Genomic DNA, 20,499 nt, shown 5'->3' on the forward strand with positions numbered 1-20,499 from the left:
TACGAGAATGACTGTCGACCTAGCTCTGTCTGCCCCTGCGCCTGAAAGAATTGCACAATGCGCAGGGCCGGTCTCTCGACGGATTAGCGGACCGCGACGCCGACAGCCGCATTGGACAGGGATAACGCCTCGTCCCGCGACATCACCATCGCGTACTTCTGCGCCATGTCGAACAGATTGGCCTCGTGAGGGCCTATCGCGCGGTCACCCACGCAGTCCGACAGAACAACCGGGCGAAACCCGTAAGACATTGCGTCCACCACACTGGCTCGCACGCATCCGCTGGTGACAGCACCGGCAACCATCAGGGTCTGTACGCCCCGCTGCGACAGCCAGGCCGACAGCCCCGTTCCAAAGAACGCGGAAGGCACTGTTTTACGCACCACCAGCTCGCCCGCTATCGGAGCCAACTCCGGCACGATTGCACTGGCATGACCAGTCTCCTTCAAGGTCAACATGCCGGGGACTTTCAACGTGAAAATGTTGTGATCTGCGTCGTCGTCGGCAAATACGATTCGGCTATGCGCAATCGGCCAGTGACGTTGGCGCGCCTCGGCCAGCAGCCGCGTTGTTTGCGCAATGGCCGCGGGGATATTTCCCCCTCCGAATATCGCGGGGTCGGCGAAGCTATTGACGAAATCGACAATCAATAAGCCGTACGGGGCCTTCAGACTCATCGCCGTGCCAAATCCCTGACGAGCGTAGGTGGCCTGATCGGCCGCGTTTCCGGTGGCATGGGGGTTCGGTGACGACACGATTTACTCCTTATCCAGAACGACGCCACGGCGCACTACGACCTCTCCATCGAGGTCGACCGTGCACCGCCTGAGCGGAACATCGATATGGCAAGCAGTAGTACGTGACCCGCCTGCCTCATTGTTCGGCCCTAAAGAAAACAGGAAATTTCCTTCGTACGCCCGCGCATCCATGCCTATCGTGGCTTCGCGGCCATATAACGCCAACGTGGACCAACGCGCCTTCGGCTGCAGCCCCCAGCCGATATGCGAGATGGCGAATGCTTCGGGATCCTGAAAAGCGCTCATGTAGTCGTTCAGCAAGTCGGCATCCGTGCCACCCTCGATACGCGTGGCGAACCCGTTTTCGACGGTGATGCGAATGGGCGCATTCACATAGGATTTCTGCGGCAGCAGGATGTCACCCTGATCGATCACAATGGTGCCGTATGCTTTCCCTTCATCAGGAAAAGTCAGCGCAAAGCCACTGGGCCAATGATCCCAGCGCCCGGGCTCGTCAACAAAGCCATACTCCGGAATGGCCGGAAACTCGCCGATGGGGCAGTAGAGATCGGTGCCTGCATCGGAGACGACATGCATCATCTTGGCCTGTTCTATTTTTGCGGCGGCGGCTTTGACGCGTGTCCGGTCAACCTCACTGGGCAGCGCGCGCACCAGAATTTCCGGCGGCTCTACCGCCAGCAGGATCTTGGTTCCCGATGCCAGGATCTCATGCTGCTCGGCAGAGAACAGCAACGTCATCAAATCCAACACTAGATCGCTGGCCTTCAGCGCTGCGATAGCGGCGCGGTTGCCCGTCAACGGCGTCGTGCCCAGATACGCCAGCGCGTCGCGGCTATGGGCTTTTTCGGCGTTGATCGACGGCAGGTCGAGGCGGTTGACGATTGCGCCCATGGACTGGACGGCGAGCAGTGCTACGCGCAGGTTCTGTTCGTTCGTCGCCGCGCTGGTCAGAATAGTCACAGTCTGTCCAGGCTCCAGCCGGGACAAAGTCAGTACCTGTTTCCAGGCACGCAAGAGGTCATAGTCGCTGACGGACATGAATCAACTCCTTGAAAAATACGGATCGATTGATAGAAGGTCTCAGGCCGTCAAGGGTGTACCCAGAAAATCGCCGAACGCCTCATAGAACCCTTCTTCGTTGTCCCACGGAATCATGTGTCCCGCGTTGGCGACTCGCACGAAACGCAAATCGGGGACCAAAGTTTCGATTTCCTTGACGTCCTCATCCCGGACCACATCGCCGCGCTCGGCCGCGATTAACAACGTAGGCACGGTCACGCGCGACAGGTCCTGGTGAAAGTCTTCCGTATGGAAGTCCTCAAAACTGCGAACCACTGCGGCTGTGTTGCAGGTATGCAGCCACTGCGCACGCAAATGCAATTGTTCATCGGTCCATGTCGGGCAGAACGCGCGCATACCCTCCAGGTCCATGCCGTGGCGTGCCAGCGCAATCGAGTCGACATACCACGGCAATTGCGCGGGATACGGCCGCCGTCCTGGTCCTGAGACAGGTGGATCTACCAGTACCAGGCGATCCATATTTGGACCCGCCAATGCCGCCGCACGCGCACCGATACGGGCTCCCATGGAGTGGCCCACCAGGCAATAACGCGACAGCCCCAACGCCTGAGCAAAGGCGACAACGTCGGCCGCCTGTGCATCCACGCTGTAATCGAGATCTGGCCCAGCTTCGGTCAATCCCCTGCCTCGCACATCCAGAATATAGGTATCCAGATGCGCGCCGAACCGCTCACCCACAAATCCCCAGGTTACAGCGGGGCTGGTGATCCCGGGAACGATGATGACAGGCAAGCGTCCGTTGTTATTGCGTTTGGCTCCGCCATAGCGCAAATAGTGTTGGCGAATGCCGTTAGCGTGTACCTGCGCCCCGTATTGAAAAGTACTCATTGCCGACATCCCCTTCAGGCCGCCACAACCGCGTTCGAGGCCACGAAATCGGGTGCCGAATAGGCGTAAACCCAGTTCGCCTGGATACCCGACGATTGCGGGTCGAGATACGAGCGGAATTTGTAGACCAGGTCGCGTTTATATTGCGCAAAGGCATTGGGTAGATGATAGGTGCGGCCACGTTCACGGGACTCGATCTGCACGCGCGACGTACGCGGCAGGCGCTCTTTCTCATAATCGCGCAATGCCGTGCCAACGTCGGCGCCATGCGCGCCTAGCGCCTGCGCCAGGACATAACCGTCCTCGATCGCCATAGCAGCCCCCTGAGATAGAAACGGCAGCATGGGATGCGCGGCATCGCCCAGCAATGCAATCCGGCCTCGAGTCCAGGTCTCCATTGGATCTCGATCGAATAGTCCCCACTTGAACACCGACTCGGCACGCTCGAATAGACGGATGAGATTGGGATGCCAGCCCTCAAAGGCGGCGAGCAACTCCTCTCGACTGCTGGCGGCATTCCAGGATTCTTCCACCCATGAGTCGGTTTCGACCACTGCGACCACGTTGACGGCAGCCCCGCCACGGACGTAATACGTCACGACATGCGCTTTGGGACCCAGCCAGAATGACGAGTCCGGACTGACAAACTCGGGCATCTCATCAAACGGCACGACCGTGCGAAAACACATGTTGCCGGTAAAACGCGGAGCTTCCGCGCCAAATAGCCGATCACGCACCAGCGAACGCACACCATCCGCCCCAATGATGACGTCCCCTTCGAATGTCGTCCCATCGCTGAATGTCGCCCTGGCAGAATGCTCGTCCTGCTCCACGCCGGTGCAGGCAACGCCCAAGTGCGCAACGGAATCAGGAACGAGCGACGTCAGTATTTGATGCAGATCCGCGCGGTGTACGTGGAAAAACGGTGCCCCATATAGTTTGGGGCATTCTTCGCGCAGCGGCGTGCGAAAGTTCTCTTTTGCGGTTTTCCAATTGCGGCCAACAATGGCGTTGGGGCGAAAAGCCACTTTCTCCAACTCGGACATCAAGCCCAATGCCCGGATCGCTTTGACGGCATTCGGTGTGACTTGTATGCCCGCCCCCACCTCGCCAAAGGCTGTCGCACGCTCGAACACCTGAACGTCGAGCCCCTGTTTCAAGAGAGCGCCCGTCAGGGCAACACCACCGATCCCGCCACCTATTACGCCGACACGCAGCTTTCGACTCATCACTTCCTCCTTGAAGGTTTATCCTGTCTACCGATTTAATTAATTATACGACCATATAATTAATTTTCAATAAAACCATCCCTTAAAGCGTCGTGAGACGATCGGGTATCCCCTCATCTGCGGGCGTCGTAGAATGAGCCCTTGTCCATTTCGTGGCCCCGACCGGCTTCTGACGTAGACGCCACTGAACATCTATGACCACACTCACGCAACCACCCTCTGCAAAAGCAAACGCCACCAAACCTCGTAAAGGATTGGGCAGGCCAGCGGGCATGAGCAACGTGCGCGAACAGATCCTGGATACCGCAGAGATAGATTTCGCTGACCGTGGCTATGCGGGCACATCTCTGCGAGAAATTTCGACCGCGACCGGCGTCACCCAGGCGCTGATCACCTACTATTTCGGCACGAAGCAACAGCTGTTCGAACAGGTCTTTCTGAGACGCGCATTATTTATTTCATCGGAGCGCATGCGACTGCTGGCCGAACTGCGCCAGACGTCCAAGCAGATCACGCTGGAACAAGTCATCCGCACGTTTTTGGAACCCATGCTCGAGTTGCGCAAATCCACTGGTGGCAAAGCGTTTATTCGCTTGCACGCCCGCTTGCACACTGAACCGCCGGAGATTTCCTACCCGCTGCGCAGCCAAGCGTATGACGAGTCCATGCAAGCCTATATCCAGGCTCTGCAGGCCGCACTGCCGAATCTGCCCGCCAAGGATATCTATTGGCGGGCAACGCTGATGGTGGGAGCCTATCTCTACGCATTCTCAGACGCTCATCGTCTGGAAATATTGAGCAAAGGCATATGCAACCCGGATGACGATCGTGAGACGTTCAATCAACTGTTGAACTTTATTTTGGGCGGATTGCAAGCGCCGACACGTACAGCGCGGGATACGCCTCTCGCAAAACAGGCGCCCAAAAAGCGGGCGCCTGCCAAGAAAGCGTCGCGTACTAACACACCCAAGCCGTAACCCGCTCAGGCGTCCTGGCGCAGCGGCGTCTGCAAAGCGTCTATCACCTGAGCCACGACGCTTTGCATCGCCTGCGTCGCGGTTGGACCGACCGACGCCGGAATATCTGCTGTCATCGCCTGCAACGCCTCGGCGGCATCAGCCGATGCCGCATCTGGCAATGTCGCGGCAATCGCGCTCACTGAGGCCACCAGGCCATGCACGGTGCCCAGCAGGGTTTCAAACTCTTGTGCCATGAATAAACTCCTAGATTAAACAACGCACTGTGGCGAATGCGTTTACAGAACGGTGTGGCGATGGACTCGCCATTTCACCAGCAAGGCCAAAGCCGCGATCAGCGAAGGAACCGCCAAAAGGGTAAATACCGCCGGCAAACCTAATTTCATGGACGTAAACACGCCCCCGAGAAATACGCCAGCAATGCCGCCCATCCGGCCCACGCCATACATGAAAGCAACCCCGGTGGCGCGAGCATCCGTCGGATAAAAAGCCGCTGCGATCGCAGGCATGGACGACTGCGCGCCATTCATTGCAGTACCCGCGATAAATATCAACACGGCGAGCAGCCCGATATCGCCCATCTGCTGGCCAACCAAATAGATGAAAATCGCGGTCAGCAAGTAACCCGATGCCACGACTTTATGGGGATTCATCCGGTCCATCAGCCAGCCGGAAAAAATCGTTCCAATGCCACCGCCCAACGGAAACAACGCGGTCAGCAATGCGGCATTGGCGGGGGTGAAACCCGCATCGCTCATGAGCAAAGGCATCCAACTCGTCAGCAGATAGAACACCACCAAGCCCATGAAATACACGATCCACAACATGATCGTGCCAACGAGATAGTTGGACGACAGGATGGTGCTCAGTGCCGAATTGGACTTGGGCGCTGCCGCCTCAGCCAATACGAAGCGCTCTACGGGCCCCGTCCCCAGGTCGCCCAGCCGGTTCAAGATCGCCTTGACGCGCTGCACCGGCGCTCCTCGGGAAACCAAATAACGTACGGACTCGGGCACCAAAGCGGCAACCAGAACAGCGAGGATGAGAGGAACCACTCCACCCACCACCAACACGCTATGCCAGCCGAAATTCGGGATCAGCCAAATCGACGCGAAACCGCCGACTGCAGCACCCACCGGAAATCCGCAGTAGGTCGCGTTGACCAGCAGTGAGCGATATCGTTGTGGCGCATACTCCGCGACGAGTGTGACGCAATTCGGAATCGCGGCCCCTAACCCTATGCCGGTGATGAATCGCAGCACGGCTAAAGCGGTAAGCGTGTTGACGAACGCCGTAGCCAGGGTCGTTACGCCAAAAAACACGGCGGCGCCAATGACGACGGATTTGCGGCCCGCACGATCGCCGAGAGGCCCGGCCAGCAATGCCCCGATGGCGACCCCGACCAGCGATGCGCTCAGGACGGGAGCAAGGTCCGCTTTGGATATTTGCCATAGTTCTGTCAACGATGGCGCGATATAGCCGATTGCCGCCGTATCAAACCCATCGGCCAGGACCACCAGAAAACAAAGCAGCACAGTCGCCCATTGAGTACGGGAGACCGGTTGTGAATCGATAAAGGATTCGACGACGACCGTGCCACCACGGCCCGCCGAAGAACGCTCTACATCATCAGGTACAGCATTTCCCGCAGGGATAACCAGTGCGGATCTTGACATCGCTTTCTCCCTTGTTCTGTCGGGTTGAGCCAACAGAGTTGTCGTTAATCGGCCATCGCCAAAGAAGGCCTGCACCGCGCAAGGTGCGCCAGTGAATTAATTATATGTACATATAATTAATTATCGCCTTCAGGGAAAACACTGATGTGAGTGATTCAGACAACGTGAGAGATGAGATAAAGGCGCAGGAACCGGACGGCAGAAGCACCGTCGGCGGTCTGATCGACTAACGCGCCAGGCGTGGCAGTACGCGCTGCGCGGTGGCTGTCGTCGCCTCGGCAATGTCGCAGACGCTCTGCCCTCGCAGCTCGGCGAGGACTTGAGCAATACGCGGCAATTGATCGGGGGAATTGCGCCGATTCGGCGCATACAACCAGGCAGGAGGAATATCCGGCGCATCGGTTTCCAGGACCAGATGTTCCAGTCCAACATCCGCAGCGTGACGGCGGATCTGCAGGGCGCGAGGGTAAGTCATTGCGCCGCCCAACCCCAAGGCAAAGCCATGGTCGACAAAGGCATGCGCCTGTTGAGCACTGCCGTTAAAGGCGTGTGCGATACCGCCGCGCACATCCGTGCGGCGGCGCAGGTATTTCAGCACAATGTCTTGCGACCGGCGTACGTGCAACAACACGGGCAGATCGAACTCCGCTGCCAAGGCCAACTGCGCATCGTAGAAATACTCCTGGCGTTCGCGCGGCTTGCCAGATGCGATGTCCTGGACGAAAAAATCCAATCCGATCTCGCCTATCGCCACGAAACGGGGATCATCCAATGCGCTGATCACGGCTTGGCGCAAGGTATCCAGATCGGTGTCCTGGGCACGGCTAACGTAAAGCGGATGGATACCCAACGCATACGCACCACCCTGGATCTGCGCAGCCAAGTCTCGTACCGTTGCGAAATTTGCGACCTCGACCGCCGGAATCACGATCCTGCGCACGTCGGCCGCCCATGCCGTCTCAGCCACCTGCACCCTGTCAGGATCGAATTCGGAGGCGTCGAGATGACAGTGCGTGTCGATCAACATGGCAGCCTCGTGCCGATGAGTGGGTTACCCCGAAACCAATTGCCCGCGCTCCATCAGCAATTGCCGATCCGCGCGTGCAGCCAATTCGATGTCATGCGTCACGATAACAAATGCAGTACCTGACTCGCGATTTACCTGAGTCAGCAACTCGAACATTTTATGGGCGGTTGTCCGATCCAGGTTGCCCGTTGGCTCATCTGCCAACACGCACGCGGGCCGCGTGACCAATGCCCGGGCCAGTGCGACGCGCTGGCGTTCGCCGCCGGACAATTGCCCCGGGAAATGGCCTTCTCGCTCGGCCAAACCGACCAGAGATAGTACTTTGCGAGCCGCCTCGCGAGCTGTGTCGCGGCTTTCCCGGCGCACAATCAGCGGCATCGCAACGTTGTCCAGAGCGGAAAACTCCGACAACAAATGATGAAACTGGTAAACGAAGCCCAGGCTGCGATTACGCAAAGCGCTCTTTTCCCCCTCAGACAGCCCCGTCGCCGAGATACCATCGACGGTCACTTCGCCAGTGCTGGGGACGTCCAACAGCCCCAGGATATGCAGCAATGTGCTCTTGCCTGAACCTGAAGCCCCGACAATCGCAACCATCTCGCCTCGCACTACACTCAAGCTGACATTGTCCAACACCTGAATACGGGCCGGACCTTCGTCATAGACCTTGCTCAAGTGGCTGGCTTGCAAGGCAGGCGCGCCATTGGAGATCGTCACATTGATATCAGTCATGGCGCAGCACCTGTGCAGGTTGCAGACGCGAGGCACGCCAACTGGGATACAAGGTGGCCAGAAGCGACAATACGAATGATGTCGCGGCAATGATGACAACGTCTTGCAATTGCGGATCCGAAGGCATCCCGCTGATGAAATAGATCTCGCGTGGCAGGAAATGAACGCCCAGAAGGCCCTCGATAAAGGACACGATGGCACCTACGTTGTAGGCAATCAGCAGGCCGGACACTACTCCCATAAGAGTTCCAACCACGCCTATCAACATCCCCTGAACCAGAAAAATACGCGCGATCACGCCCGGTTTGGCACCCAAGGTGCGCAAGATAGCTATGTCGGACTGCTTATCCTTGACCACCATGATCAGCGAGGACAACAGGTTAAATGCCGCCACTGCGACAATGATCACCAGGATCAGGAACATCATGCGTTTTTCGGTTTGTACGGCGGCGAACCAGGTGCGATTATTATGCGACCAGTCGGCTGCCATCACATACGGCGGCAGGGTTTTGGAAAGGTCGAGCGCCACCTGCGGGGCTCGTTGCATATCCTTGACGCGCAGGCGTACTCCCCCCGTACCGCTCTCACGGAACATTTTGGCGGCATCGTCCTTGTCGACGAATACCAGGCTGGAGTCGTACTCGTAATGGCCGGATGAAAAAATGCCGGCCACGGTGAACTGGCGCATACGCGGCGCAAATCCCGCCGGACTGATAGAGCCCTGCGGCGCCAGCATCATGAGCGTATCGCCAACCTTGACCCCCATCATGTTGGCGAGGTCGCTGCCCAGAATGGCACCAAAGCCCCCGGGTTTCAGGTCAGTCAATTTGCCAGTGACCATCTGCTCGGGCAGCTCCGACACGCTACCCTCGCGCTCCGGATCGATGCCGCGCACTTGTACGCCACGCAGCGCCTGACCGCGCACCACCATGCCCTGCGCAGCCACAAACGGGGCGGCGCCTTGGACCTCGGGGTTGCGTTCGGCGACACTGGCGAACCGTTGCCATTGCTCGATGACGCGTTCGGATGACGCACCCGGGACGTACAACTCAATATGAGGCAGTACCGACAACATGCGGTCACGCACGTCCTTCTGAAAACCGTTCATCACAGACAAGACAATGATCAAGGCGGCGACGCCCAGCGCAATGCCCACCATGGACGTGGCGGAATGGAAGGAGATGAAGCCGTCGCGGCGGCCACGGCGTTTGCGGAGTCGGGCCATCCCCGCATAGCGGGCGCCGATCCATAGTTCGTAGGGTATTTTCAGCACGCGTGCATTATGGCATTAACTGGGAGGTGAGTTTGAGCGGCGAAGGCTGAGGCAGTTCCCAGATGTTCCAGGAAACAACATTCGGAAATATGTAGATGGAAATCGGCTCGACATGCCCATGGACGGGCAGCGACTACAATCGTCGCCATGCTGATCGTAATTCCGGGCGCTCTGCCCTCTTTACCTGTTGCCGCCGAGCTGGCGCGCTTGCTGCCGCAGCGCGCGCCTGTCCTGCACGGCTGGCTGCAAGCTGCTGCCGCCGAGGTGAACGGCTTTGATGTCCGCGCGCAAGGCTGCACGCCGTATGAGGCTTGGCAGCTCGAGCAAGCCGGCTATCGGCCCGCCACCGGGACGCCGTACGGGGCGGGGCTGGGCCCGTTTTTGGCAGGCAATGCCATCAAGGACGACCACCCGGTATGGCTGGCCGATTTGGCGCATCTGTCTCTAGGCACGGATCAAGCCGTTTTGCTGGACCCAGGCCTGATGGATATTCGGGCGGACGAGGCCCAGACCCTGTTGGCCACGGCGCAGCCCAGCATTGAGGCTGCGGGCTTCGGCGTCACGGTCCTGACACCGCAGCGCTGGCGCTTGACGCTGCCCGCGGGTCTGGAACCCCGCACGGGCAGCCCGGCCGCCGTCGCCGGCCAACCATTGCGCGACTGGTGGAGCCAGGATGCCGCCATGCGGCCCTGGCGGCGCCTGCTCAATGAGATACAAATGGCCTGGCACGAGCATCCGGCCAACGAGGCCCGGGCCGAACGAGGTTTGCCACCCGTCAATGCACTGTGGCTGTACGGTGGCGCACGGCGCTGGGAAAAAGCTTCGACGGGTTCGGTCACGAGAGATGATTCCACCCCGTCTGCGGGCCAAACGCATCTCCTCACGGAGCTGGATGCCGCCCATCGCACCGAAGACTGGGCCACTTGGCTTGACGCTCTGACCCATCTGGACAAGCATCATCTCCAGCCGCTCAGCGGCGTCTCCGGCCTGCCTGCGCAGCCGGCACAACTCATATTGCTGGGCGCCGACCGGCGCGCCACACTTACCCTGCAACCGCGCAACCGCCTGCTCGCCTGGCTGCCCGCGCCCAAAAAGAACTGGAATTCCTGGTGGTCTCGCCCCGTCTAACTGTCCGCTCGACCAATCACGATGCCCGACTGTCGCTGGAGGCTGCGGGCATTCATCCTTTATTAGCCAGGCTGTGGGCAGCGCGTGGGGTGACTCACCCCGACCAGACCCGCATGGCATGGCCTGCGCTGATTCCTCCGGGAGGCCTGACCCACGTGGATCACGCCGCCCGCATTCTGGCCGACGCGATCTCGGCAGGGAAACGGCTGCTGATCGTCGCCGATTATGACTGTGACGGGGCCACCGCCTGCGCCGTCGGGTTACGGGCGCTGCGCGCCTTTGGGGCAAATGTCGATTTCCTAGTACCCAATCGTTTTGAAACCGGCTATGGCCTGTCGCCTGCCGTGGTCGATTTGGCCTGCGCTCACCGCAACGGCAAGCCGGACCTGATTATTACCGTAGACAACGGGATCGCCAGCGTGGACGGCGTCGCCGCGGCGAACGCGGCGGGTATTGGCGTAGTCGTCACGGACCACCACCTGCCCGGCGACACGCTGCCCGACGCTTTGGCCCTCGTCAACCCCAATCAGCCGGGCTGCGGCTTTCCCTCTAAAAACCTCGCAGGGGTGGGCGTAATCTTCTACGTGATGCTGGCCGTCCGTGCCGAGATGCGCAGGCGCGGGGTTTACCCGGCCGACGGCGGCCCGCGCCTGGATGCATTGTCCGATCTGGTTGCCTTGGGCACCGTGGCCGACGTGGTCAAGCTGGACAACAACAATCGCCTGCTGGTCACCCAGGGCCTGCAGCGTATGCGTGCGGGACGGATGCAGCCCGGTTTGCGCGCCCTCTTTGCCGTCGCTTCGCGCGAGCCGCGCAATGCCAGCGGCTTTGACCTGGGATTCGCCATAGGTCCTCGTATCAACGCGGCTGGGCGACTGGCGGACATGAGTCTGGGCATCGCCTGCCTGACCACCGATGACGAGGCGCAGGCGCTGGACATGGCGCGCCAACTCGACCAGATCAACCGCGAACGCCGCGGCATCGAAGCGGAAATGCGCGAACAGGCCCTGGCCGCCATGGAAAACGCAGGAGCCGCCCCGGGCGCAACGGTTTGCGTGTTTGATCCAGGCTGGCATCAGGGGGTGGTAGGGCTGGTTGCCTCACGCCTGAAAGAAAAATTCTGGCGCCCTACTCTGGCCTTTGCGCCTGCCGACGACGACGAAATCCGGGGTTCCGGCCGGTCAATTCCGGACGTGCACCTGCGCGACGTCCTGGATCTGGTGTCCAAACGCCATCCGGGACTGATCCGCAAATTCGGCGGCCACGCCATGGCGGCGGGCCTGACGTTGGGCCGCCAGGATTTTCCGGCTTTTGCCCCGGCATTTGACGCGGCGGTCCAGGAACTCACTGGGCGCAATCATTTTGAACCCCTGCTGGAAACCGACGGGTCGCTCGAATCCGGCTATGCCAATGCCGAGGTGGCCAACTTGCTGCAACAGCAAGTCTGGGGCGCAGGCTTTGCCGCCCCCCTGTTCCTGGACGAATTCATTGTCCGCAATCAGCGCCTGGTAGGCGAAAAGCACCTGAAACTGTCTCTGGAACGCGGCCATCAGCGTTTTGACGCCATCTGGTTCGGCCACGACCAATCGCTGCCGGAATACGTCCAGGTGGCATACCGTCTCGAACCCAACGTCTGGAATGGCGTCGTATCCGCCCAGCTCGTCGTCGAGCATGCGGAGTAATCCACGCTAAAATGTCGGGTTTCGCTTAATCGCTATCAGGATTCACCATGGAAGCCGAACGTCAGAACCAACTCGCCGCCCGCCTCTCCGACTACGCAGAGCGCGAGCTGGCGTTACGGGGGTATCTTTGACTACGATCTGAAGGCCGAACGCCTGCAGGTCGTCAACGCAGAACTCGAAGACCCCGCGGTCTGGAATGACCCCAAACACGCCCAGGATCTGGGGCGCGAGAAAAAATCCCTCGAAGACGTCGTCGAAACGCTGAGCGCACTGCACAGCGGCATCGCCGACGCGCAGGAGCTTTTCGAACTGGCTGCTGCCGATGATGACGACGCCACGCTGGAGTCCATCGAGGGCGACGCCGACGGTTTCCAGGAAAAACTCGAGGGCCTCGAGTTCCGCCGCATGTTCTCGAACCCTGCCGATCCGATGAACTGCTTCCTGGATATCCAGGCCGGCGCCGGCGGTACGGAAGCCCAGGACTGGGCCTCGATGCTGCTGCGGCAATATCTGAAATACGCCGAACGCAAAGGCTTCAAGGCCGAGGTGCTCGAAGAATCCGAAGGCGAAGTCGCCGGGATCAAATCCGCCACCATCAAATTCGAAGGCGAGTACGCATTCGGCTTTTTGCGCACCGAAACCGGCGTGCACCGCCTGGTGCGCAAGAGCCCCTTCGACTCGTCCGGCGGCCGTCATACCTCGTTTGCCAGTGTGTTCGTCTATCCCGAGGTCGACGACTCGTTTGAAATCGAGGTCAATCCGGCCGACTTGCGCGTGGATACCTACCGTGCCAGCGGCGCGGGCGGCCAGCACATCAACAAGACCGACTCGGCGGTGCGTTTGACCCACATGCCTACCGGGATCGTGGTGCAATGCCAGAACGACCGTTCACAGCATCGTAACCGTGCTGAAGCCATGCAGATGTTGAAATCCAAGCTCTACGAGCTGGAAATGCGCAACCGCATGGCGGAACAACAAAAGCTCGAAGACTCCAAGACCGATGTGGGTTGGGGACATCAGATCCGTTCGTACGTGCTCGACCAGAGCCGCATCAAGGATTTGCGCACCAATGTGGAAATTTCCAACACACAGAAAGTTCTGGACGGCGACCTGGATCCATTCATTCAGGCCAGCCTGAAGCAAGGCGTGTGATCCAACTGGCTTGCACCGTATCCCGGTGCAAGCCTTACTCCTGAAGAGGGCAAGCGCATGACCGATACGATTGCAATCCTGACTGGCGCCTCGCGCGGTATTGGCGCAGGCTTGGCTCGCGGCCTGATTCGCCCGGGTACGCGGCTGATCACCCTGGCGCGCCGCGCCGACCCGCAGCTGGCTGCCTTGGCGCAGGCTCAGGGCGTCGAGCTCGAACAAATCCAGGTCGATCTGTCCGACCTGCAGGCCGCCGAGCAAACCGCCGAACGCGTCTGCGCCGCCCTGCCCCGCGATGCCAAACGCTATCTGCTGATCAACAATGCCGGCACCGTCGAGCCCGTCGCGGCCGTGGGGGCATTGACTGACGGGGCCGCCATCAATACGGCCTTTACGCTGAACGTATCCGCCGTGATCCTGTTGACGGCCCGGTTTATCGACGCCGTGCAAGGCCTGCAAGCCGATCGCCGCGTCTTGAATATCTCGTCAGGCGCGGGCCGCAATCCCAACGCAGGATGGGGCGTGTATTGCGCCACCAAAGCTGCCCTCGACATGTATACCCGTGTGCTCAAACAGGAACAAGGCGGCAACGGCGTACGCACCGTCGCCTTGGCTCCCGGCATCGTCGACACCGGCATGCAAGAAACCATCCGTGCCAGCGACCCCGCCGACTTTCCGGCGCTGGCCAAATTCCAGGAATTCCACGCCACCGGCAAATTGGCCTCGCCCGCCGACGTCGCCCCCCGCATCCTGGCCTATCTAGACCGTGACGATTTCGGCACAACTGAAATCGACGATATCCGCAATTACCAGTAATCACCATGACCGACCATACGCCCGCCGCCCCGTCCGCCCAAGATGAAAACCGCTTGATCGCCGAGCGGCGCGCCAAACTGGCCAAACTCCGCGAAACCGGCGTCGCCTATCCCAACGATTTCGTCCCGGACGCACGTGCGGCCGACTTGCACCGCCAATACGGCGAACAAGAACAACAAGCCTTGGCCGACGCTGGCGTGCAAGTCAAAGTCGCCGGCCGCATGATGCTCAAACGCGTCATGGGCAAGGCCAGCTTTGCCACTGTCCAGGACAGCACCGGCCGCATTCAGATCTACCTGGAGCGGGGCACGCTGGGCGAGGACGTCTATGCGGCGTTCAAGCAATGGGACATCGGTGACATCATCGCCATCGAAGGGTCGGTCTTCAAAACCAACAAGGGCGAACTCTCGGTGCACGCGACGTCGGCACGCTTGTTGTCGAAATCGCTGCGCCCCCTGCCGGACAAATTCCACGGCGTTGCCGACCAGGAACTGCGTTACCGTCAGCGCTACGTCGATCTGATCATGACCGAAGGCACGCGCCGCACCTTCGAGGCGCGCAGCAAGGCCATTGGCAGCATTCGCCAGGTCATGCTGGACGCGGGATTTCTCGAGGTCGAAACGCCCATGCTGCACCCCATCCCCGGCGGTGCCGCGGCCAAGCCTTTCGTGACGCATCACAATGCGCTGGACATGGAAATGTACCTGCGCATCGCGCCCGAGCTGTACCTCAAGCGCCTGATCGTCGGCGGCTTCGAGCGCGTCTTCGAAATCAATCGCAATTTCCGTAACGAGGGCGTCAGCCCGCGTCACAATCCCGAATTCACGATGATGGAGTTCTACGCGGCCTATGCGGACTACCGCTGGCTGATGGACTTCACCGAACACGTCATCCGCCAGGCTGCCATCGCCGCCACCGGCAGTGCCGTGCTCACTTATCAGGAACGCGAGCTGGACCTGTCCAAGCCCTTTGACCGCCTGACCATCTGCGAAGCCATCCTCAAGTACGCGCCTGATTACACGCAGGCCCAACTGGATGACATCGATTTCGTCCGTGGCGAACTCAAGCGCCTGGGCGCCGATGTTGCGGGCCCCGTGCTTGCACGCGCCGGCCTCGGCGCATTGCAACTCGCGCTCTTCGAAGAAACGGCCGAAGCCAAACTGTGGAGTCCGACCTACATCATCGACTACCCGGTCGAGGTCTCGCCACTGGCCCGCGCCTCTGACACGCGCCCCGGCATCACCGAGCGCTTCGAGTTGTTCATGACTGGCCGTGAAATCGCCAATGGCTTCTCGGAATTGAACGACCCCGAAGACCAGGCCGAACGCTTCCGTTCCCAGGTCGAAGCCAAGGACGCCGGCGACGAAGAGGCCATGTACTACGACGCCGATTACATCCGCGCGCTGGAATACGGCATGCCTCCGACGGGTGGCTGCGGCATCGGCATCGACCGCCTGATCATGCTGTTGACCGACAGCCCCACGATCCGTGATGTGCTGCTGTTCCCTCACCTGCGACGCGAAGACTGATAGGACCTGACCGCCATGCTCGTCAAAATACTGATCATCGCGGTCTTCATCGTCCTCGTCATGTACGTGGTGCTGCCCAAGCGCCGCGTCTCTACTGTATCGGCTGCACCCACACGCGGCAGCCGGCTGGCTCTGAACTTGTTCGCCAGTGCAGCCACTCTGTTATTCATTCTCGCGCTTTTCTGCCTGCTGCTCTGGCTCGGCGGATTAGCCGGCATCATCACTGGCGGCGGCGAAGTACTCAATGGCACCGGCCTGCTGCGTATTGGCGGCGTGCTGTTCGTCCTCGCCATTGCTTGCGCGCTGGCCGCATGGACCAAGCGGCCACGCTGATCCGAAGCGCGGCTAGTCCGCGCTTTTTTCCAATAAAACAAATCCCAACTAATGTGAGGAGACCACATCCATGCAGCGCGTTTTGAGCGTACTGGCGATCGGCGTATCGTCTGTCTTCATCGCCTCGCCTGCGACAGCGGCGGATACAGCAAACTATCCCGACAGGCCCATCAAGATCGTTGTGCCATTTCCGCCGGGAGGCTCTACCGATGTGCTGATCCGCTTGATCGGCCCGCGCCTGTCCACACGATTGGGACAAACCGTTGTAGTCGAAAACAAACCGGGAGCGTCCGCAACCGTAGGCGCTGACAACGTCGCCCGCGCCTCCCCGGACGGCTATACCTTATTGGCGGCGTCGGCTCATCACACTATCGCCCAGGCCGTCATCCCGACCTTGAATTACCGCATCGATAAAAGCTTCGCACCGATCGGCACCATTGCCATGGTGCCGAACCTGGTCGTGGTAAACAGCACCCTGCCGGCCAAAAACATCGCCGAACTCGTCACGCTGACCAAGGCGGAGCCGGAGCGCTTTAACTATGGCTCGGCCGGCCCTGGATCGGCACATCATCTGATCGGGGAAATGTTCAAGCTGCGCACGGGTGCGCAGCTCACGCATGTTCCTTACGCCGGCAGCGCTCCCGCCGTCACGGGCTTGCTGTCTAATCAAGTGCAGGTGATGTTCGATACGGTGCCATCTGCCCTGCCGCACATACGAGCCGGCAAAACGCGAGCCTTGGCAGTTACTACAGCCAAACGATCCAGCGCCTTGCCTGATGTGCCGACTTTGCAGGAAAGCGGATTGGACGGGTTTGATGTAGGGACGTGGATGGGACTCGTTGCCCCTGCAGGAACCCCAACGGAAATCGTTCAGCGCTTGAACCAGGAACTCGTCGCCGTCGTCAATGACCCAGACGTGCAAAAACAGTTGTTGAATCAGGGTATCGAACCTGATGCCAGCACACCAGAAGCACTCGGCCAACGGATCAACAATGAAGTCCACCAGTTCGCAGATCTGGTCAAGCAGGCCGGACTCAAAGTCGAATAGCGCAACCGGCCCTGCCGGTAAATCCGGCCAGATGCATGCATAAGCGGCGCTGCCTAAGTACTGGCAGGGCCGGTAACGCAGAGCCTTATATGTCCTGCCGCTTACGCACCGCCTCTGCCCAACGTCGCGCGACAGAGGGCGAGGTCGCGCACGTTGCGCTTTCCGTCACCACACGTACGGCACGCTCCAGCAATTGGATGTCGGCCTCGTGCTGTCGTGCCACGTGCGGGTCTTCGAAGAAGATCACGCGCTGGCATTGATGCTCCAGCACCAGCTCGGCGATCTGCGCATCGCCGCCGAGCGGGCCGCTGAGGTAACGCGTCACCCAGGGCGTGTCCTTGGGCCAGCCTCGCGACCATGCCAAGTCATTCAAGCGGCCGCCCGTTGTCCCCGTCGCCACGCGTCGCGCATACTGCGACAACACCTCAAAGTGCTCGTCGGCGAACGCCACCATCTCGTCTTTCAACGCATCGTGCGCAATCAATGCCAAAGTCTGCCCTTCGAAATTGAACAATCGCGACAAGGCGGGATCCGGCGGCAAATCCGCCAACACGCGCTCGACCTCGATCCATTCAATGGCGCCAGCCAACGTCGAAATGAACGGCCGCCCGTGCGTGATGCATTGACGCTTTAACGCCAGCGCCTCGGGAAAAATAGAGGAAGGATCGACCGGATCGATAAGATAAATCGCGCCGTCAAATGGCGCCTGCCCATCTCGCCCTTCGGTCACGCGAGCGACGAGTTTCATCAAACCGCCTTCGCGGCCATAGGGATAGCGGATCAACCCCCGATAGCCTTGCAACATGCCCTCGCGCACAATGGCATCATGCGTGCGGCCCACCGTGTGTAGTTCGATCCCCATCTCGCGAATAGTGGCTCCCGACGCACGCAACCAAGTAAATAACGCCGCGTCAGGCGTCTCATGATGAAGCCGGTTGGCCGCCAGGCCGAAGCGAAGATGAGGCACGGTCATATTGCTAGCAAAATAAGGTAGGTAGAAGAGAAATCTTAAGCCATATTACGTGCTTTCGCGTGCAACGATGTGAAAGCCGATTTCGACGACTTGCTGCGCAGGCCAAAGGCCGTTGGCGCGGGCATCAATCATCTCGGCGGCCTGCTCGCCTATCGCCGCGCCGTCGACGTGCACTGACGTGATCGACGGCGACATCGACGCAGCGAAATCCATGTCGCCAAAACCCACGACGGCCAAATCATCCGGTACGCTCAACCCTTGCACGACGGCCTCTGTCAGCACACCGGCGGCCATCAGGTCAGAGGAGCAAAACACCGCATCGATATCTTTTTGCATAGCCTGCAATTGACGCAACCCATCCCTGCCCTGCGCGTGCGTCGTCGGCGCAGGCATATGAATCACTTTCGGCTCAGGCAATCCGAGCGCCATCGCCGTGCGCACAAAACTCTGCGCACGTAATCGCGCACGCTCATCATCGCCGGCGAGCACCGCCTGACGCATTTTGCCGCGCTCGTGTAGATACCGGCTGACGGCGGCGCCAATCGCTTCGTGCGACAGGCTCAACAACATATCGATCGGCGTAGGCGTCGCATCCCACGTCTCGACGATCGGAATGCCCGAGGCCTTGAGCAATTGCCGCCCTTGCTCAGAATGCATCACCCCCGTCAGCACAATGCCATCCGGCCGCCGGCCGATGATGGCGCGCAATAAGGCATCTTCGCTGGGCATGTCATAACCGCTCTGTCCCACGATCAGTTGATACCCCTTGGCCCCCAGCGATCGCGTCAACGCGGTAATCATTCCGCTGAACAACGAACCCGCAATCGTGGGTACTAGCACCGTCACCAGATGACTGCGGGACAACCTCAGGCTGCCCGCCATCAAATTCGGCACATAACCCAACGCCTGGATCGCCGCATTGACCTTTTCCAATGTCTGCGGCGACACCGCTTGGGGTGTGTTGATCGCGCGCGAGACCGTGATCATCGCCACCCCGGCAGCCCGAGCCACGTCGCGAACGGTCACACTGGCGCGTTCGCTGGAGCGGGAAAGATTGGGTTTATCTGATGACATGTTCAATTTACGAATGACAAGGCCAACAAGCCTAACCGCTAGCTCACCGAAAGGGGAACCAGGACACCTAGGGTTTGTACGGATATGCCGTGCAAAGCAGATATCCGTATTCTATAAAACCTAAATGACAACGTTACCAAACCATATGATAACGTTGCCATCAATTATGGTAACGTTGCCATCCATATAAAATTGACAGGAGAGACACATGCACCAACGTGCACGTAAATGGTTCACAGGCTTGACTCTGATGCTGGCGGCCGGCGCCGCACAAGCCTGGCCCGACAAACCCGTCACCATGGTTGTCCCCTTCCCGCCCGGCGGCGCGACGGATTCCGTCGCCCGCGCAGTTGCCAACAAACTGGGCGAACAGCTCAAGCAATCCTTTGTCGTGGAAAATAAAGCGGGAGCCACCGGCACTATCGGCGCCTCTCAAGTCGCCCGCGCCACGCCTGACGGCTACACCCTGATGGTGACCTCGCTCGCTCCCTTGGTCGTCGCTCCCCATCTGATGAAGGGCCTGAGCTACGATCCGGCAAAGGACTTCACCTACCTGACCGTCGCTGTGCAAACGCCGAACGTCCTGGTCGTCAGCCCGAAACTCGCGCCTAGCATCAACTCGATACAAGACGTGCTCGCGCTGCTGAAGTCCAAGCCGGGCGAGATCAGCTTTGCGACCTCCGGCTCAGGCTCCTCCGATCATCTCACGGCAGAGCTGTTCTGGCAGAAAACCGGCACTAAAGGCCTGCATATTCCCTACAAGGGCGGTGCGCCAGCCATCTCCGATCTGCTCGGCAGCCAGGTAGATATGTCATTCCAGAACGTGAATGCAGTACTGCCGCACATCCAATCGGGCAAGCTCAAAGCCATCGCCATCACCGGCAACAAGCGCTCGCCCGTGTTGCAGAACGTGCCCACGCTTTCCGAAGCAAACGTCCCTGGTGTTGAAGTCTACGCCTGGCAAGGCATTGTTGCCCCCAAGAACCTGCCCGCGGATATCCGCGACAAGCTCTCGACGGCACTTTCCACTGCCATCAAGGATCCAGCCGTCAGCAAACCCTTTACCGACGTAGGCTTGGAAGTCGTTGCTAACTCTCCAGAAGCCTTTACGAAATTCCAGCAAGACGAAAGCAAACGCTGGCAAACCGTGATCGAAACCGGCAACATTACCGTGCAGTAAGTCACCT

At 59.8% G+C, this 20,499-nt stretch carries 20 protein-coding genes; 9 read left to right on the plus strand and 11 right to left on the minus strand.

Annotation, left to right across the window (positions count from 1 at the left end; genetic code table 11):
• Nucleotides 1-83: 83 nt before the first annotated feature.
• The 4 genes from CAL20_RS14890 to CAL20_RS14905 all read right to left on the minus strand — a co-directional run bounded on the left by CAL20_RS14890 (nucleotide 84) and on the right by CAL20_RS14905 (nucleotide 3,895).
• Nucleotides 84-677 carry an N-carbamoylsarcosine amidohydrolase gene (locus CAL20_RS14890; protein WP_094822130.1) on the minus strand — a complete coding sequence of 198 codons (594 nt, stop codon included), beginning with the start codon at nucleotides 675-677 and terminating at the stop codon, nucleotides 84-86.
• A gap of 81 nt (nucleotides 678-758) precedes the next feature.
• Nucleotides 759-1,796 (minus strand): 2,5-dihydroxypyridine 5,6-dioxygenase, encoded by a 1,038-nt coding sequence (locus CAL20_RS14895; protein WP_094821910.1) that lies wholly within the window; start codon nucleotides 1,794-1,796, stop codon nucleotides 759-761.
• Between the two features lie 42 nt (nucleotides 1,797-1,838).
• A complete protein-coding gene (locus CAL20_RS14900) occupies nucleotides 1,839-2,666 on the minus strand; it encodes an alpha/beta fold hydrolase (RefSeq protein WP_094821911.1) in 828 nt (275 codons plus the stop codon).
• Nucleotides 2,667-2,680: 14 nt separating this feature from the next.
• Nucleotides 2,681-3,895 (minus strand): FAD-dependent monooxygenase, encoded by a 1,215-nt coding sequence (locus tag CAL20_RS14905; RefSeq protein ID WP_094838223.1) that lies wholly within the window; start codon nucleotides 3,893-3,895, stop codon nucleotides 2,681-2,683.
• 272 nt (nucleotides 3,896-4,167) lie between these two features.
• On the opposite strand from CAL20_RS14905, the gene CAL20_RS14910 reads away from it, so the two are divergent.
• Nucleotides 4,168-4,872 carry a TetR/AcrR family transcriptional regulator gene (locus CAL20_RS14910; protein ID WP_256981505.1) on the plus strand — a complete coding sequence of 235 codons (705 nt, stop codon included), beginning with the start codon at nucleotides 4,168-4,170 and terminating at the stop codon, nucleotides 4,870-4,872.
• A 5-nt stretch (nucleotides 4,873-4,877) separates the two neighbouring features.
• Here the strand turns inward: CAL20_RS14910 and CAL20_RS14915 are convergent, their stop codons facing one another.
• The 5 genes from CAL20_RS14915 to CAL20_RS14935 all read right to left on the minus strand — a co-directional run bounded on the left by CAL20_RS14915 (nucleotide 4,878) and on the right by CAL20_RS14935 (nucleotide 9,532).
• Nucleotides 4,878-5,108, minus strand: a complete 231-nt coding sequence (locus CAL20_RS14915; protein ID WP_094821914.1) for a hypothetical protein — start codon at nucleotides 5,106-5,108, stop codon at nucleotides 4,878-4,880.
• Between the two features lie 42 nt (nucleotides 5,109-5,150).
• Complete coding sequence (locus tag CAL20_RS14920; protein WP_094821915.1) at nucleotides 5,151-6,548, minus strand: MFS transporter; 1,398 nt, start codon at nucleotides 6,546-6,548, stop codon at nucleotides 5,151-5,153.
• A gap of 226 nt (nucleotides 6,549-6,774) precedes the next feature.
• On the minus strand, nucleotides 6,775-7,575 hold the full coding sequence (locus CAL20_RS14925; RefSeq protein ID WP_094838224.1) for a TatD family hydrolase: 801 nt from the start codon (nucleotides 7,573-7,575) through the stop codon (nucleotides 6,775-6,777).
• 24 nt (nucleotides 7,576-7,599) lie between these two features.
• Nucleotides 7,600-8,307: an ABC transporter ATP-binding protein gene (locus tag CAL20_RS14930; RefSeq protein ID WP_094838225.1), complete on the minus strand. Its 708-nt coding sequence runs from the start codon at nucleotides 8,305-8,307 to the stop codon at nucleotides 7,600-7,602.
• The gene (locus tag CAL20_RS14935) at nucleotides 8,300-9,532 is read right to left on the minus strand and encodes a lipoprotein-releasing ABC transporter permease subunit (RefSeq protein ID WP_256981558.1); all 1,233 of its coding nucleotides are present in this window, start codon (nucleotides 9,530-9,532) and stop codon (nucleotides 8,300-8,302) included. The genes CAL20_RS14930 and CAL20_RS14935 overlap by 8 nt, the downstream gene beginning before the upstream one ends.
• 195 nt (nucleotides 9,533-9,727) lie before the next feature.
• Between CAL20_RS14935 and CAL20_RS14940 the strand changes: the two genes are divergently transcribed.
• From CAL20_RS14940 to CAL20_RS14970, 7 genes are all read left to right on the plus strand, one after another.
• Complete coding sequence (locus CAL20_RS14940) at nucleotides 9,728-10,708, plus strand: hypothetical protein (protein ID WP_094838227.1); 981 nt, start codon at nucleotides 9,728-9,730, stop codon at nucleotides 10,706-10,708.
• The gene (gene recJ / locus CAL20_RS14945; protein ID WP_094838228.1) at nucleotides 10,690-12,390 is read left to right on the plus strand and encodes a single-stranded-DNA-specific exonuclease RecJ; all 1,701 of its coding nucleotides are present in this window, start codon (nucleotides 10,690-10,692) and stop codon (nucleotides 12,388-12,390) included. The genes CAL20_RS14940 and recJ overlap by 19 nt, the downstream gene beginning before the upstream one ends.
• 47 nt (nucleotides 12,391-12,437) lie before the next feature.
• Nucleotides 12,438-13,542, plus strand: a protein-coding gene (gene prfB, locus CAL20_RS14950) for a peptide chain release factor 2 (protein ID WP_141217689.1) whose coding sequence is annotated in 2 segments (ribosomal slippage) — nucleotides 12,438-12,518 and nucleotides 12,520-13,542 — 1,104 coding nt in all. Because the reading frame shifts where the segments join, the coding sequence is not laid out codon by codon here.
• A gap of 57 nt (nucleotides 13,543-13,599) precedes the next feature.
• A complete protein-coding gene (locus CAL20_RS14955; protein ID WP_094838229.1) occupies nucleotides 13,600-14,355 on the plus strand; it encodes an SDR family oxidoreductase in 756 nt (251 codons plus the stop codon).
• 5 nt (nucleotides 14,356-14,360) lie between these two features.
• Nucleotides 14,361-15,884, plus strand: a complete 1,524-nt coding sequence (gene lysS, locus CAL20_RS14960) for a lysine--tRNA ligase (protein ID WP_094821921.1) — start codon at nucleotides 14,361-14,363, stop codon at nucleotides 15,882-15,884.
• A gap of 15 nt (nucleotides 15,885-15,899) precedes the next feature.
• A complete protein-coding gene (locus CAL20_RS14965; protein ID WP_094838230.1) occupies nucleotides 15,900-16,217 on the plus strand; it encodes a hypothetical protein in 318 nt (105 codons plus the stop codon).
• Between the two features lie 70 nt (nucleotides 16,218-16,287).
• Nucleotides 16,288-17,265 (plus strand): tripartite tricarboxylate transporter substrate binding protein, encoded by a 978-nt coding sequence (locus tag CAL20_RS14970; RefSeq protein WP_094821923.1) that lies wholly within the window; start codon nucleotides 16,288-16,290, stop codon nucleotides 17,263-17,265.
• Between the two features lie 85 nt (nucleotides 17,266-17,350).
• Here CAL20_RS14970 and CAL20_RS14975 read toward each other — a convergent pair whose 3' ends face one another.
• Nucleotides 17,351-18,238 (minus strand): methylglyoxal synthase, encoded by an 888-nt coding sequence (locus CAL20_RS14975; protein WP_094821924.1) that lies wholly within the window; start codon nucleotides 18,236-18,238, stop codon nucleotides 17,351-17,353.
• A gap of 45 nt (nucleotides 18,239-18,283) precedes the next feature.
• On the minus strand, nucleotides 18,284-19,312 hold the full coding sequence (locus CAL20_RS14980) for a LacI family DNA-binding transcriptional regulator (RefSeq protein ID WP_094838231.1): 1,029 nt from the start codon (nucleotides 19,310-19,312) through the stop codon (nucleotides 18,284-18,286).
• A 208-nt stretch (nucleotides 19,313-19,520) separates the two neighbouring features.
• On the opposite strand from CAL20_RS14980, the gene CAL20_RS14985 reads away from it, so the two are divergent.
• Complete coding sequence (locus tag CAL20_RS14985) at nucleotides 19,521-20,492, plus strand: Bug family tripartite tricarboxylate transporter substrate binding protein (protein WP_094821926.1); 972 nt, start codon at nucleotides 19,521-19,523, stop codon at nucleotides 20,490-20,492.
• The last annotated feature ends 7 nt before the right edge of the window (nucleotides 20,493-20,499 follow it).

It is taken from the genome of Bordetella genomosp. 4 (genome assembly GCF_002261185.1).
Lineage (GTDB): Bacteria > Pseudomonadota > Gammaproteobacteria > Burkholderiales > Burkholderiaceae_B > Bordetella_A.